The sequence below is a fragment of the Photorhabdus akhurstii genome (assembly GCF_018448925.1).
In the GTDB taxonomy this organism is placed as follows: domain Bacteria; phylum Pseudomonadota; class Gammaproteobacteria; order Enterobacterales; family Enterobacteriaceae; genus Photorhabdus; species Photorhabdus akhurstii.
In genome coordinates this window covers 88,286-102,740 of the sequence record NZ_RCWE01000002.1, presented here as the reverse complement: position 1 = coordinate 102,740, position 14,455 = coordinate 88,286, and the positions used below count along the sequence as shown (strand labels likewise).

The 14,455-nt window shown below is 42.1% G+C and carries 14 protein-coding genes; 2 read left to right on the top strand and 12 right to left on the bottom strand.

Annotated elements, in window-relative coordinates; all coding sequences use genetic code 11:
* Position 1: 1 nt before the first annotated feature.
* Positions 2-1,255 (bottom strand): beta-ketoacyl-[acyl-carrier-protein] synthase family protein, encoded by a 1,254-nt coding sequence (locus tag EAE93_RS25725; protein ID WP_250150858.1) that lies wholly within the window; start codon positions 1,253-1,255, stop codon positions 2-4.
* Positions 1,256-1,985: 730 nt separating this feature from the next.
* Between EAE93_RS25725 and EAE93_RS25000 the strand changes: the two genes are divergently transcribed.
* A complete protein-coding gene (locus EAE93_RS25000) occupies positions 1,986-2,612 on the top strand; it encodes an RES family NAD+ phosphorylase (protein ID WP_040150661.1) in 627 nt (208 codons plus the stop codon).
* A gap of 57 nt (positions 2,613-2,669) precedes the next feature.
* Here the strand turns inward: EAE93_RS25000 and EAE93_RS03130 are convergent, their stop codons facing one another.
* From EAE93_RS03130 to EAE93_RS03110, 5 genes are all read right to left on the bottom strand, one after another.
* Positions 2,670-3,359, bottom strand: a complete 690-nt coding sequence (locus EAE93_RS03130; protein WP_036806258.1) for a hypothetical protein — start codon at positions 3,357-3,359, stop codon at positions 2,670-2,672.
* A gap of 352 nt (positions 3,360-3,711) precedes the next feature.
* Positions 3,712-5,091 carry an ATP-binding cassette domain-containing protein gene (locus EAE93_RS03125; protein ID WP_036806261.1) on the bottom strand — a complete coding sequence of 460 codons (1,380 nt, stop codon included), beginning with the start codon at positions 5,089-5,091 and terminating at the stop codon, positions 3,712-3,714.
* Positions 5,082-5,960, bottom strand: coding sequence for an SAM-dependent methyltransferase (locus EAE93_RS03120; protein ID WP_036806264.1), 879 nt, complete (start codon positions 5,958-5,960; stop codon positions 5,082-5,084). The genes EAE93_RS03125 and EAE93_RS03120 overlap by 10 nt, the downstream gene beginning before the upstream one ends.
* On the bottom strand, positions 5,960-6,832 hold the full coding sequence (locus EAE93_RS03115; protein ID WP_052105696.1) for an aKG-HExxH-type peptide beta-hydroxylase: 873 nt from the start codon (positions 6,830-6,832) through the stop codon (positions 5,960-5,962). Before EAE93_RS03115 ends, EAE93_RS03120 begins: the two co-directional genes overlap by 1 nt.
* A gap of 59 nt (positions 6,833-6,891) precedes the next feature.
* Positions 6,892-7,029, bottom strand: coding sequence for a hypothetical protein (locus EAE93_RS03110; protein ID WP_011146464.1), 138 nt, complete (start codon positions 7,027-7,029; stop codon positions 6,892-6,894).
* Between the two features lie 353 nt (positions 7,030-7,382).
* Here EAE93_RS03110 and EAE93_RS03105 point away from each other — a divergent pair, with 353 nt between their 5' ends.
* Positions 7,383-8,993 (top strand): ABC transporter substrate-binding protein, encoded by a 1,611-nt coding sequence (locus EAE93_RS03105; RefSeq protein ID WP_214039045.1) that lies wholly within the window; start codon positions 7,383-7,385, stop codon positions 8,991-8,993.
* Positions 8,994-9,149: 156 nt separating this feature from the next.
* On the opposite strand, the gene hcaD is transcribed toward EAE93_RS03105, so the two are convergent.
* The 6 genes from hcaD to hcaE are packed head-to-tail and all read right to left on the bottom strand — an operon-like array spanning position 9,150 to position 14,323.
* A complete protein-coding gene (hcaD, locus tag EAE93_RS03100; protein ID WP_214039044.1) occupies positions 9,150-10,319 on the bottom strand; it encodes a phenylpropionate dioxygenase ferredoxin reductase subunit in 1,170 nt (389 codons plus the stop codon).
* A 1-nt stretch (position 10,320) separates the two neighbouring features.
* The gene (locus tag EAE93_RS03095) at positions 10,321-11,274 is read right to left on the bottom strand and encodes a 3-carboxyethylcatechol 2,3-dioxygenase (RefSeq protein WP_214039043.1); all 954 of its coding nucleotides are present in this window, start codon (positions 11,272-11,274) and stop codon (positions 10,321-10,323) included.
* Positions 11,264-12,106: a 3-phenylpropionate-dihydrodiol/cinnamic acid-dihydrodiol dehydrogenase gene (gene hcaB, locus EAE93_RS03090; RefSeq protein WP_214039042.1), complete on the bottom strand. Its 843-nt coding sequence runs from the start codon at positions 12,104-12,106 to the stop codon at positions 11,264-11,266. Before hcaB ends, EAE93_RS03095 begins: the two co-directional genes overlap by 11 nt.
* Complete coding sequence (gene hcaC / locus EAE93_RS03085; protein WP_036806280.1) at positions 12,106-12,423, bottom strand: 3-phenylpropionate/cinnamic acid dioxygenase ferredoxin subunit; 318 nt, start codon at positions 12,421-12,423, stop codon at positions 12,106-12,108. The genes hcaB and hcaC overlap by 1 nt, the downstream gene beginning before the upstream one ends.
* Positions 12,423-12,965 carry a 3-phenylpropionate/cinnamic acid dioxygenase subunit beta gene (hcaF, locus tag EAE93_RS03080; protein ID WP_036806283.1) on the bottom strand — a complete coding sequence of 181 codons (543 nt, stop codon included), beginning with the start codon at positions 12,963-12,965 and terminating at the stop codon, positions 12,423-12,425. Before hcaF ends, hcaC begins: the two co-directional genes overlap by 1 nt.
* The gene (gene hcaE, locus EAE93_RS03075; RefSeq protein WP_036806286.1) at positions 12,962-14,323 is read right to left on the bottom strand and encodes a 3-phenylpropionate/cinnamic acid dioxygenase subunit alpha; all 1,362 of its coding nucleotides are present in this window, start codon (positions 14,321-14,323) and stop codon (positions 12,962-12,964) included. Before hcaE ends, hcaF begins: the two co-directional genes overlap by 4 nt.
* Positions 14,324-14,455: the final 132 nt, after the last annotated feature.

The following is a 14,455-nucleotide window of genomic DNA, read 5'->3' as shown; positions in this document are numbered from 1 at the left end:
GTTACCCTACCTTAGAGATAACCAACGCAGCGTTATGCCCCCCAAAACCTGAACTAATATTGAGCGCTATTTCTGGTTGAGCGGTATAGCAATGTTGATTAGGTAAATAATTAAGGTCACAATCTGGATCGGCCCGATGCAAATTCAATGTCGCCGGCAAGCAATTTTCAGTTAATGCCTTTACACATACAATAGTTTCGAAGCTGCCGGCCGCAGCAATAAGATGACCGGTATAAGATTTTGTACTTGATATGGGAACCTGATAAGCATGCTGCCCCAGCGCTGCTTTAATTGACTGGGTTTCATAAAGATCATTTAACGGTGTAGAAGTGCCATGAGCATTAATATAGTCAATATCTTCCGGCGAAATCTGTGCCTGTTCAATAGCTTTGGTTATCGCTAATATTTTAGGTTCAATATCTTCTATTGGCCGAGTTAAATTAGTGGCATCTGAATATTGAGCGTAACCTTTAATTTCCGCCAGAATCGTCGCACCACGTTCGACGGCCGAATCATAATCTTCCAGACAAACCACCGCCGCTCCTTCGGCCAATACAAACCCTGAGCGATCAAGGCTAAATGGACAACATGCGAGATTTGGGTCCGTTTGCTCTTTTGATAATGCATTCAGTACATCAATACTCCAAATATTACATTCCCGAGTAAGTGATTCAGAGGCTCCGGCAATCATACATTTCGCACGTCCTGAGCGAATAATTTCAAAGGCATCACCTATTGCCATTGTGCCCGTTGCGCAGGCGGCCGCCATAGTATTCTGATAACCACGCAGCCCATACATAATTGAACATGCCGCCGTCATGGCGCTTGGCATAGTGATGAGATTACTCATAGGATGAGCTAATTTAGCTTTCTTATATTGATAGGCATAATCTCCAGCATTATCGATAGCTCCCCAACCACTGCCAAGGATCACTCCACATTCGTATTTATCATAATATTCAACAGGTGATATGTTCACACCAAATGCTTGCGTAAGAGCTTGATAAGTCGCCTTCAACGCTGCTTTTCCGCAATCTGAAAGCGTATGAGTCAACTTTTTTGGTAATAACTGATAACGGGATGGGTTTGGTGCAAGGAAGGAAAAGAAACGTGAATTAATGAATGAGTCGGGAAATTCAATTCTGTGAAATCGATGCTGTTTCTCCATAATACTTTGCCAACATGATTCAACATCTTCACCAATCGGTGTTACCGCTCCCATACCTGTAATAACAACTCTTTGAGCTATCTGCATATTGGTTACCATTCATACATGGATTGAAAATGTCAATTTTTCTAGTTATAAAAGTAGGCTAATGAAGATATATCACCATAATCATAAATAAGTATTTTCAATATTTCTGCTTATTTGAATCGCCATTTGTGAATTATGTAAAACTAATTGATGGATTATTTTCCCCAGGTAATAAAACCGATGATAAATATCCATGAGCAAATATATTGTTATTTTAATACCATTATACTATCAATCAGCCTATAAAATAATTTTTCACATCACATTCGTCTGTAATATCATGATAAATTCTGAGGATTTATTTACCATTAACTCATTATTCTGTTTAATAAAGCATATCATTGTATAAAAAAAATAAAAATAATAGCTTTAATTATTGCGCAATTTTTTATTTCATAGCATATGAATTCAATTATTATATTAATAATACATAAGCGCAATTAGATTAAAATAAAATAATAAATATCTCATATTATTCTCGTGAATGAGTACATCAACAATGAATACATTAATATTGTCCTACCGCATATTCTCACGGCTAACTGACAGCATACAATGAGGTACATTTTTCAATCATTTTCTGTATCAAAACATATACCCTGCCCCGTTGTCTGTAATATACTGACATAACTGGATAGATACACAGCATTGCGTGTCTTCACTGTCCAGTTAATGTAATAAAACCGGAGGCAACATATGGCTGAAACAGGCAAGAATACAGGAGTGTTCAGTGGTAACAAAATCAGAGGCAAGCCCTGACTCAGTGTCAAAGCAGCAGTTAGCCACCCTCACCATCGATAAAATTACGCAAAGTATCATTATCATCTCAGTCGGCACAATTTTTTACCGACTACAAGAGGGTGAACACGGAGGCAGCGGCGTATTCTTTAACCGCGATGGAGGGCATACCCGGTACGGGTTAACGAACGGCACAATTGGTAATTTATATCTTGCCAACTCGCCAAGAACATCGATGAAGGAGGTGTTTCAACGTCTGCCAGCCATTACAGACCGGGAACTGGATGGGTACCATATGGCGACATTAGTGACAGAGAAAGAGTTACGTATTGTAGACATTACCCGGCTTGCGCCGAAAATGCACATCACCGCCCATCAGCTAACCGGCACAGACTACCGGATCACGCAGCAACTCGCGGCGAAGCTGTCACCGCACGCGGATGGACTTGCCTACATGTCCAACGTTACGCTTGAGCCATGCATCGTGCTCTGGCATGACGATCCTTCGGGTAAAGGCATGATACGCACCGAGGAACTCAAGGTGCTTAGGGAATTTGAGCATGAAGGAGAAATTGCCGAAGATATCCTGGTGAACGACCTGGATATCCCAGTAATATAACAAAAGGGGGAGCCGGTATGTGCCCGTTCCCTCTCTTTTTACTATGCTTCTATATTTCTATGCGGCATCTTGAGTGCCAAACAACTTGGCTAAACGGATTATCTGTTGAAGCTTATCATCCGAAACACCCTCTCTCAGTAAAGCAATAACCGTGAACTCTTGACCTTCTGGTAAACGGTGATCCAGTACATTACGTTTCTGCACGAAAAATCCGTACTGCATCACACCGCTAACGTGATTAAGATGAAACAAGATCTCCGTCACCCCCCTGAGCACACCTTTTTCGCCTTTACTTTCATCATCGGTGAACTGAAAAGCCGGATAAATAAACTCACCATCGTATTCCAAGGCCAGTAATTTACCGGTGTCCTTTTTCTTTTTAACTGTTACTTTACTGACACCTAGCAAACTCGCTACCTCGGCAGAATTTAACACACCACCGTTTTCACGCACGTTGTCAAAAAAGCGCGCGCGGCTACGCACACGATTGAGTAACCTCTTCTTTTCCGGCGTCAGTTCGGCAAGCGCTCGTGCTGGTATCGCCAAAAACAACATATTCATCAGAAACTGATTATCCGGCAACGCTAGCTGGCGCTTGATGTTAGCCTTACCCTTACTGCGAATACCATCAGCCAGCTCCTTAATAATATTCTCAAGGCGATCAGCCGCTACATCAGCGTCATCGTACTCATGATGAGGTGCCGTCGCGTTATTATTGACTTTAGTTTTCCTATATACAGTTTGCATAATGCACCTCAAGTTAACGATTGATGGCATAAAGAATATATATACAATCGTTAACCAATGCAAATCTTAATCAGTCTGTACACTAATTTACCGATCCTTTGTGCTCAGATTTACACCTATTTTTGTCGCTTTCTAATGGCCCTGTTATATACATGGCTAATTCCATTGGTCTTTCTCTATTAAAGGAGTTGATACTACCGTAGCTATGGGAAAACGATGTTCTTCATTACTAGTGAGCAATGAAGTGCTAAAAGGCTTCATGGTAAATTAGGATGCATAACAATTTTGACACATCGCTGCATCCGTCTAAAGTGGATCATCTTTACCTAGAAAGGTACTCCCAAAGAGTCGCTTACACGTTGTGGCGAACCTCCACAATCAGCAGAGACTCACTTAACTTATCGATAAGCTCGCTGAATACCTGACGAGATTGAATATCTAAATTAGCATCCCACTCATCTAACATCAGGATCTCTATCTTATCCACTGCCTTAACAGAGATTTCCTTAAGAAATTCCCGCAGTTCCTGCCCAGTCGACAGATTCTTTTCACTAGTTTTTTCAAAAACAAGTTCATGATGCGCCGGAAGGTAATAAGCCGACTCACCCAACTGCTCTTTGAGCCAGCAAAGAAAAGTGGACTTACCCACTCCATTTGGCCCTCTAATTGTGATTCGTCCAGACGACGGAACTGGCTTAATAATAAGTTCTTTTAAACTCGCCAAGTCTGGCAAAGTGCCATGAGTTTCACATTTCAAGCGATTCCATTGGATTCGTTCCTCCAGATTCTGCGATGTCTTTGGAGTCTCTACAGCCTGTCCTAGCCCCCTGAGCCTCGCACTTAATGCCGACCAACTCGTAGAATAGAAAATCACGATATATGCGTGCTGAAGAATAAGAACCTGGCGAGGTAAGGTTGCAACCAGAACCGTGAGAACAGAAGGATTGTCCATATTTTCCAAGAAGAGAACACTTGTCCAAACAAGTACCGGCGCCATCATTAGTAGCATGCCCAACGCTGAAGCAAGATTATTCCAGTATTGGCTACGAACGGCTGTTCCTAAAGCCAAACTCTGTCGGACCTTCAGTTCACTTTGATAAATAGACTGATTGTATTTATTGCCCAATAGGAAATTGTCCCACGCCAAAGATAAAACACGTTGAAGGGCTGTTCTGGCAGATTGAGCTTCTGTTCCCTTTGCATGAATTCTTTTTCTAAAGAAAAAAATGACGCCCGAAACAAAGGCAAGACCAACAAGGTAGGACCATGCAATCGACGTATCAAGGACAAAAGAAAGGGCAAGTACATTCAATGAAACATTTAGAACAACAGAGGCCCAATCAAAGATAAATTTGGAACTTTCATTAAAAACCAGAAACCCTTCTGAGGACACATAGGGCAAATGATAGTCTTTAAACTCTTTACTCGTTCGAATAGAAGCCCGATTCCAGAAATTAAGACGAAACCTTTCGACATATTTCTCAAGTGCAAGAAACTTAGACTTCTCAAGAAAAACAGCAGCTAAGCTAGAAGGAATATAGACGAGTGTAAGAGAAAGTATAAAAAGGACAAGATACAGAGTAAAATTCTCATTGGCGCTTACCTGTTTTGCCAGCCCCGCTATCCAATAAGTAGAGGAGGCCACAATTAACTGTTGGACAATAAGAAAAATCAAAGCAAAGGCAAATGCTTTATTAATTAAAAATTCAATAGCCGACTTTTTTACTTCCATCTTAATCTTATTTTTCTTTCAGTAGATACAAACTTCAATTGTCCACTAGAGATTCCCTTGGGAATTCCTGCATAACTGTGAAGCCAGTGCGTCTTAGGTTCGAATACGTAATTACTTAACTTAACACCGTCTGCAAGCTCAGCCTCAAAATAAAAATGGATAGCATTTGCACGTTGAGACGCCTTGCATTCGACGGAATACTCTGTGTCTGAGCTCTTATCTAATCCAAGATTAAATCGGCGAATGAGTTTTGGTTCAGAGCAAACTTCCATTCCGTCTGATTTGATAATTTTTTTTCTAATCAAATTGCAGAATAAGCGTTCAAACTCGGACACTAGTTCTGCCGGGACAGAACCAAATCGAGAAGCGTAACTACTCAATAAAAGATCAAAATCAGCGTTTAGTTCAGGCAAGTGTATAAACTGATATTTAAGACTCACTTTAGAAGGAATCAGCATTTTGATACTTGGGTGTCTAGTACAAAAATCGTGGCAGAGCTCAACAATACCTTCATCGATTCCAAAATAACCCAAGGTTTCTGTCACAAGAACATCCGGCCGATCCTTCAACTGGACATCAAAAGATTTTTTGCTAATGTACTGGATATTTTTACTTAAGCCCCTATTGAGTATTTGAGCAACAATACTACTAGCTTCCAACATGTCTATATAAGTAACCAATCCATTAGTTTTCTGAGCTAACATCTGAGTTAGAACTCCAGTCCCTCCCCCTAAATCAACTACATGAGAATCCTCTTGAACAATTCGATCGATTGCAGTTTTGAAGCAGTTCAAACGATGTTCATCAGCAAGCATTCTCGAATGGTACAAAAGTGGAAATGTTTCCATAGAGCCTTTTATTTCAACCATTATGCAAGCTTCTTCTCTCGTCCTACCATTAGATCAAGATACCCCTGACACTTCTGCATAATTGACTGGCCTCTTTCCGTGATTAAATCCCTATAGTTAGGAAGATCAGCCAAAGAATTTAATGCCTCCAGCGCCTGTGTAAGCATCTTATCCGATGGCGGATGAACGTGGCATTTTTCTGGTTCTCCGAGATAGTTTCGTCTCACCAAAAGAACTTCTACAGCTACGACGATACTATGAAAGACTTTATCGATAGGGCGCTTAATGTTGAGTATTGCTGATTTTGCAAAATTGGCTTCATTCTGGAGAAGCTTGTAGTCATGGAAGTGCAAATATCTAAGTTCGTCTATAAAAACTAAATTATGAGTAAGTTCATGGACCAATAATTCCGTGAGATCTTGTACGTGCCAGTGTTTACGGCTGTTGATCCAAATCACACCCACAGCGTTCGAGGTAGAACCGCCCCCTGAATTCTTTGAGTCTCTCAGAAATAAACTATCTATCGCCATCTGAAATACAGCGTATATCTGTGGCATCCTTAGCTTCAATTCTTCTAATGCAGCTAACAAAAACTCCAGTCGTTGCTTACGAACATCGTCTTTCAGACTATCGCCAATCAGAGATGATTGATCTCTATCATTTAACAAAGCGTCTGTTCGATAAAGCTCTACCAGCTTGTCTTCCATCTCAGGGTCCTCGACTATCTGAGTTCCTACACTCTCTAACCGCGGAACGTTGGGTTGATAGCCCTTTAAAAAATTATGAAATCCAAGCTCCAATTCTTCAGACGTTTTGGGAGCTATTTTTGATTTTAATGCACTAAGGACAGCTAGATTTCTGTAAACCTCGTTAATACCAATGAGGTGTATCATACTATACCCCCTTTGAAAAAAGAGGGGATACTGTCGAATCAAATCCCCCCTATTTATAATTAGACCAAATCATCATAAGCGATCATTCGAACATGAACGAAACAGCCTTCCTCATTTCGCATAACTTCAACATTGTCTTGTGCTTGTATGAAATCAAGTTCGTTTAGATCTTCTAAAATCTGTTCAAGAGTAGCCATATTCTTTCCCCTTTTTAACCGTAGTTAAAAATAAAAGTAGAAGTTGATCAGAGTTCTGTCAATTGAGTATTTACAAAAAATTCATGGGACGAAGCCAAGCTATAGCCGTTTAGTTACAGTTATAAACATGTGAATATGCTTGACCACTACTCATTCCTCTTGGTAGAACAAGTCATAAACAGGAAGCTCAGACTATTGAATACAACCATAGGATCTGGTCGAATATCATTCGCTTACGTCTTTGTTCCATTAAATTTAAAACTAAAATCCCATTTACAGAAGAAATAATATCGGGTATTGCTTAATTTGTTTGTAGTATCAATCTGAAAAAATGCGCTATTACTGGAGAAATCATGATGAAAAAAACAATAAAAAACATATCCTTATTCACAGGAGTTATGCTTGGAAGCTTGACATTAGCTCATGCAGCAATTATTCCACCCGGTACACAGCTGGCAACCGACCAGAATATTGTTCGTCATAATAGCTCAGAACCTGCTTCTCTTGACGTGCATAAAGTTGAAAGTGATGTTGAGTTTGATATTATAAACGACTTTTTCAGTGGATTAATCAGTATAGGAAATGATGGTAAGTTTAATCCTAATTTAGCTATCCGTTGGGAAACTAACGATAATAAAACTTGGGTGTTTCATCTAAGAGAAGGAATAAAATGGTCTGATGGTTCACCTATTACCGCTCACGATGTGGTTTTTAGCTGGAGACGTTTAATTGATCCCCAAATGGCGTCCCCGTATGGCAGTTATATTGAAAACATGTATATAGTAAATGCCAAAGATATTCTTGCCGGTAAGAAAAAAACCGATGAATTAGGTGTAAAAGCATTGGATAATTTAACGGTAGAAGTAACATTAGAGCAACCGTTATCCTATTTTTTAAATATGCTGGCACACCCAGTTATGGTTCCTATCAGCCAGAAAGCGGTTGAGAAGTATGGTGAAAAATGGACCCAACCGAATGTGTTTGTCAGTAGTGGTCCATTCAAACTCGCTGAATGGATCGTCAATGAGAAAATAATTGGCGTCAGGAATCCACAATATTGGGACAATGAACACACCGTGATTAATAAAGTCACCTATCTTAACGTCACATCAGAAACAGCGGTAGTGAACCGTTATTTAGCAGGAGAAATAGATATTACAAAGGGTATCCCATCGGTTTTATTTAACTCTTTAAAAACTAAGTTAGGCAGCCAGGTCCATATTTCTCCTAAATTAGGTGTTTACTATTACGAATTTAACACCCAAAAAGCCCCTTTTAATGATATTAGAGTCAGACAGGCATTAAATCTGGCTTTAGACAAAAACATCATAACCAATAAAGTTTTAGGGCAAGGCCAAAAGCCGGCCTATAATAACACTCCACCAAGCACAGGAGGAATGAACTTAAAACAGCCTGATTATGCATCATGGACTCTGGCAAAAAGAATTGAAAAAGCCCGGCAGTTATTGAATGAAGCAGGTTATAATAGAAATAACCCATTGAAGCTTAACCTTCTTTATAATACATCAGAGGATCATAAAAGGATTGCTATCGCAGCCACCTCAATGTGGAAGAAGAATCTGGGCATAGATGCTGTCTTACAAAATCAAGAATGGAAAACCATGTTAGACACCATGCATCAAGGTAACTTTGATTTGGTCAGACACGCATGGATAGCTGATTACGATAATCCTGCTTCGTTTTTAAATAATTATGTCACCAATAGTTCTAATAATACATCATTATATCATAACGATATTTATGATGATCTGATTAGTAAGGCCAAAGCAACAAACGACATAGAATATTTCCAGCAAGCACAAGATATTCTTACAAGAGATGTCCCGTCAATTCCTATTTATTACTATGTCAGTGCCAGATTAGTAAAACCTTATATTGGGGGATATTATATCAGCCCACTCGGTCTTATGTCATCGAAAGATCTTTATGTTATTAAACATTAATAAGACATCGTTGTAATATTAAAATAAAGATTACGGTTTTTAGCCGTAATCTTTTTCAGAGACAGTGATATCCTTAAGGGTAAATCAATAATAAAATCACTCATTGCTAATAAAATACCGTCATGCTTTATAACTATAAACCTAGCTATTCAAATACTACACCGAAACAACCGTTGAATTAGCAAGTAATTTCCGTAAATTGCGCATTTCTCTTCCCTGATTAATCGCGACAGCACCGACTAAAACTTCATTCTCTGTACCAAATAAAATGGCCTTATCTGATTGCAAATCACCCTGAACATGCCACTCTTCAGCCTGCATATTACCAACCATCTGGATGTTAATGCCCCACTGATCGGTCCAAAACCACGGAGCGCCCGGCTGCGGGGGTTCCAACCCCATCATGGCGTGTGCGGCAATAGTCGCCTGACGGTTAGCATTTTCCCAAGTTTCACGGCGCTGGAGATCACCTGTCAGTGGTTCTCTCTGGAGGCAAACATCCCCGGCAGCAAAAATATCCGGTTCAGAAGTCTGACAACGGCTATCAATGACGATACCGCCATTAGTCACCAAACCGGCATCAGCGGCAAGCTGATCCCTGAATTCGGCGCCGATGCCATAAATAATAATATCTCCGATCACCTTTTCTCCGGTGTTCAATATAAGTACTAATTCACTCCCTTGCTTTTGTGCGGAAACAATTTTGGTATCAAGGAAGAATTGCACCCCGTTTTCCTGATGACGATTCAGAAGATAATCCTGCAATAACGGTGGGGCACAACGCCCCATGATGTTATCCGCCTGTTCGATAACCGTAACATTCGCTCCCAATTCACAGGAGGTTGCCGCCAGTTCCAGGCCAATTACACCACCACCAACAATCAAAATCCGTTTGTCTTTTTTCACCGCCTGGCGTAAACGTTGCGCATCATCCAACGTCCTCAGGGTATAAACATTTTCACCCAGTTGATCGAGGAGCGGAAACCGTCTCGCTCTTGCCCCCACAGCAAGCAGGAGTTTGTCATACCTAAGCTCGCCGCCATTTTCTAAAACGACACAATGTTTTGATGGCACAATCTGGCTGACCGATTGGCCTATGCGTAGATCTATCTGGTTTTTCAGATAAAAATCTTCGGAGAACAGATATTTCGGCGCTTCCTCTGGGTTGATTAAATACTCTTTCGATAAAATTGGCCGTTCGTAAGGCGCATGATATTCCTTACCAATTAAAATAATATCGCCATCAAACTGCTGCTGCCTTAAGGTTGCGGCGGCCATCGCCCCCGCTTGTCCTGCTCCAACGATAACAAAAGTCTGATTCCGCATATTACGCTCCTATCTGAGTTACAGGTTGAGCACTGACCATTGCCATCCCTGCCAGCCACTCCTTAATAGGTTGGTAATAATGTCGCTGCGCTTTATATTCGCCATAAACAGAAAGCGCTGCAAAAGCCGCAATCCAACAACGAATTTCCTGTCCACCCTTACCACCCTGAATGGCAATCCCTCCCTCAGTTAATGAAGCAAGGCGTCGAATATCGCCACTACAAAAAATACGCAATAACTCGTCATCCCACTGTGGATTCAACGGAGCAACGACATTCTCACCACGAGCCAACGATTTTCCAACCTCAATGACTCGGTTTTGCCGTTTCTGACGCACTTCTTTTGTCGGATTTCTTCCGGCAATCAGTCCTTCCTCAACTTCCGGCGGCACTTGTCCCATCTGGGGTATCGGGGGATCATGTGATAAGCCGCCAGAACCTAGCAGCAATACCCGCTGATCTTTGGTGAATAGGAATTGACCAACCGCACGACCTAACGCAACAGCGCGGCGGCATGTCGGCAATGGTTTAGCTGCACAGTTAATAAATATTGGGATAGTGGGATAACGCTGTAAATCTTGGCAAAGCAACATCAGTGGTTGAGTAAAACCGTGATCGGCCTGCATACGCCAGGACTGGGCAACATCAATATCGGCGTTATATAAGGCGGAAATTAAATCCTGCGCTGTGTTCTCAGGAACATTGAGTGGACCTTGACCAATATCCCAATCCCCCACTGCATTCGCCCTGGCTCCAACGCAAAATGCCGGCATGAGATCATAAAAAAAACCATTAAAATGGTCAGGAGCGAAAATTACTATCAATTGTGGGTCGTAGGCTTTTATCTGTTCAGCCAGTTGCTGAAAAACCTGCCTAACATGCTTTTCTGTCGTTTCAGGTGGAGAACCAAAGTCCATTAAAGGCGTGTGTGAAGTACAAATCAATTTAATGGTCATTTGAACTCTCCTTTTTGTTCGGAGACATCACCCCCGCTGTAGCTTGGCGAATGCCACGGATACTTAACCCGGCATCAGCCGTTATCATCACTCCCGTTAAAGTGCGGTTATTGGCGCGGGAAGCCAACATGACATACGGACCGGTGAAATCTTCTGGCTGAGGTATGAATTGCAAAGGCAAAATCGCACCGAGACTTTCTAATGACAGATTATCTGTAATACATCTATCTTGCTGAGATAGTGAAGCTGCCCCACGAAGATCGCTTGGCATACCACAAGGCGCAACACCATTAACCCTGATAACTGGCGCTAATTCATAAGCTAACTGGCGGATCATGCCGACCGCGCCGTGCTTGCTGGCGGTATACAACACCCCTCCACCACCAGAAAACCATGACGAGTTTGACAATGTAAAAATCATGCTGCCTTCTGATGCGGTTAACGCCGGTAACGCGGCTTTAGCCCCTAGAATATACCCTTTCAGGTTCACACCCATCAGCTCATCAAATCCTTTATCAATCTGCTCTGGCGAGGCGTCAAGCAAGCTGATTTTATGATCCCATATCCCGGCATTACCAACAAAGCAGTCTAATTTGCCAAAGCGTCGAACAGTTTCAGCCACTGCTTGTTCATTGTCCTCAAAAGAGGCAACATCACCGTGAACAACACAAATATCGTTACCAAAACAGTGCGCTAAAGCTGTCGCTTTTTCTGCCGATAGCTCCAAAACGCCCACTTTAGCGCCTTCAGCAATAAAACGTTCTACTAAAGCCAAACCTAAACCGGAGCCACCGCCTGTTAATAAAATGACTTGATCTTTGATCCAACTCATTATTGCTCCTCCGATACAGTGATATAAATGTTTCCGTCTTTAACAACAACAGGGTAGGTCTTCAATGGATCTGTTGCAGGAAGGCAAAGCGCCCTCCCGGTTCTGAGACAAAAACTGGCCGTATGCAGTGGACACTCAACTGTCGCATTGTCTTCCAAATACCCTTCGGATATCGAGGCATTACCATGACTGCACCGGTCATCAACAGCAAAGAATTCGCCATCACAGTGAAACAGCGCAATATCCGGTGTGTATTCAACCTTACGCGCTTCTCCGTCGGGCAATTCTCCAACAGTACATACGAATAATTGGCTCATCAGAATAAGACACTCAAGTTATGGAAAGTTAAGACTGCCTGATCCAAAGTAATTTCACGTTTGCAAATCAGCCAGCTATCCGTTTTCGGATTACGGCGAACACAATCCAGCCGTTTACCAACATAAAAAGCTTCATCTCGCTCTTTTTGTGAACGGTACAGCAAATAATTGGACTGAACGTAAAATTGGTCAGGCGAATCCGTTTCAGTAATCACTAAATTTGTCAGTAAATGGCGTGTACGAGATGGGGGTTCCTCTGCCCATGCCATACCGGTTTCCAACCGGGCTATCCGGCGTTCAAGTTGAAATTTATTATCATTGAACAACCAAGTGGTTGGCGGCTGGATACTCTTACGGCGATCGCGGGTTTGAGCATTAACAATGGTGCGCATGGTATAGCTGAGATCTTCTGATAACAGCTCAAGCCAGTCACGAAATTTCCACTCATCCAGTAATGCAATTTCGTAATACAAGAACTGGCTTATTTCATAATGCAGTTCCGACGATACCCTTTTTTCCTGATTGACAATTAACTCTTTCATTTGACCAACTCCTGTTGATAAACCCGGCTTTTTTCCTCTACTTCATCCCAGGTTTCGCTGGTGAGTAAGTCAGCCCAACGCTGATACATGCCACGGGCAACGGTTTCGGAAAAAACATAATTGGTCACACCCGGAATTCCATCATCTCGCACTCTTTCTTGTCCTAATCTCATTTCCATACACAATGCGCTGTTACGGGCTTTGTAACCTCTAAGTACTTTCTGGATTTCTACCCAATTTTCTGAATCATCCTGTTCGAGAAAACCTGCCGGACCAAATGCACGGGCAGTACTGTTCTCAAAAGCGGCTTTTACTTCTGGAGAAGCGGCTTTATCTGCGATGCAGAACGCCCAAACTTCTACCTGATCAGGTCCACGCGGATGCCACACCCGCATGGTTGCGGTGCCGTTAAGCCAGGAAAGCGTCGGGAAAATATTGTTGTGACCGGCAAGACGCAGTGCTCTGACTTTTCCCAGTCGCTGCTCTGCCTCAGCATAAGTTTCACGGTAGTAACGGGCAACGGCGCCATCAACCCAAACGTTGGCATCGGGTTTTTCGGTCAAGAAAAATCCACAACCGTGACCATTCTGGGCAAATTGCACGGCATCTTTTGCCGTTTCCCAAACTGGCCGGGAAGTCTGATCAGCACCTAATGCTTTATGACTGTCGCCCTCTTTTACACTTAAAACCTGTACAGCGGAGGCATGACTGAATAGAGCATGGTATTGATCACCGGCAAACTGTTCAGCGGGTAATTTCCAGTTACAATTGATCACCCACTTTTGCACGCCGCCAATAACCTCAGTTCCTCCTTCACGGCGATCAAGCACACCATCAAGATACCAAGCCATATCGCCAAGATAATCAATCAGGGAGGGCGCAGTCGTATCCCAGTTACCAAAAATCAATCCTTTATAATTTTCCACACATGGCACTTCTTGAAGTCCCCATTGCTCTTTGCAAAGCCCATGTGGATAGGCGCACGCTTCCAACGGAACGTCGACTAATCGTCCGTCCACACCATATGACCAACCATGATAAGGGCAAGTAAACGCACGGGTATTACCACTATCCGCGTAACAAACCCGCATAGAACGATGGCGACACTGGTTTAGAAATGCTTTAACGGAACCATCTTTCTGGCGGACAACAACAACACTGTCTTCTCCCATATAAGTATTGAAAAAATCACCCGGACTGGGGATTTGGCTCTGATGAGCTAGAAACAGCCAACAACGGCCAAATATTCTTTCGAGTTCTAACTGATAGAGCTCGGGATCGATATAAATCTGAGGAGTTACACGACCGGCTCGGGCATCAATCAGGCGGTAAATATCTGAATTTTTGCTCAATGTCATATTATTCAATCCTCAAGTAAAAGAAAGGTTGACTTTTTGCCAACATGCAAAATGAATGCTATTAATAGATTAATATTTTGTGAAATACATTGTTTGTTTAAATTGAGACTTTTTTTCGATATGTGAGGAAAC

Bases quoted from the DNA above. Each gene is read 5' to 3' on its own strand.
- EAE93_RS25725 (WP_250150858.1), bottom strand. From the start codon at position 1,255: ATGCAGATAGCTCAAAGAGTTGTTATTACAGGTATGGGAGCGGTAACA.
- EAE93_RS03130 (WP_036806258.1), bottom strand. From the start codon at position 3,359: ATGCAAACTGTATATAGGAAAACTAAAGTCAATAATAACGCGACGGCA.
- EAE93_RS03125 (WP_036806261.1), bottom strand. From the start codon at position 5,091: ATGGAAGTAAAAAAGTCGGCTATTGAATTTTTAATTAATAAAGCATTT.
- EAE93_RS03120 (WP_036806264.1), bottom strand. From the start codon at position 5,960: ATGGTTGAAATAAAAGGCTCTATGGAAACATTTCCACTTTTGTACCAT.
- EAE93_RS03115 (WP_052105696.1), bottom strand. From the start codon at position 6,832: ATGATACACCTCATTGGTATTAACGAGGTTTACAGAAATCTAGCTGTC.
- EAE93_RS03110 (WP_011146464.1), bottom strand. From the start codon at position 7,029: ATGGCTACTCTTGAACAGATTTTAGAAGATCTAAACGAACTTGATTTC.
- EAE93_RS03105 (WP_214039045.1), top strand. From the start codon at position 7,383: ATGATGAAAAAAACAATAAAAAACATATCCTTATTCACAGGAGTTATG.
- hcaD (WP_214039044.1), bottom strand. From the start codon at position 10,319: ATGCGGAATCAGACTTTTGTTATCGTTGGAGCAGGACAAGCGGGGGCG.
- EAE93_RS03095 (WP_214039043.1), bottom strand. From the start codon at position 11,274: ATGACCATTAAATTGATTTGTACTTCACACACGCCTTTAATGGACTTT.
- hcaB (WP_214039042.1), bottom strand. From the start codon at position 12,106: ATGAGTTGGATCAAAGATCAAGTCATTTTATTAACAGGCGGTGGCTCC.
- hcaC (WP_036806280.1), bottom strand. From the start codon at position 12,423: ATGAGCCAATTATTCGTATGTACTGTTGGAGAATTGCCCGACGGAGAA.
- hcaF (WP_036806283.1), bottom strand. From the start codon at position 12,965: ATGAAAGAGTTAATTGTCAATCAGGAAAAAAGGGTATCGTCGGAACTG.
- hcaE (WP_036806286.1), bottom strand. From the start codon at position 14,323: ATGACATTGAGCAAAAATTCAGATATTTACCGCCTGATTGATGCCCGA.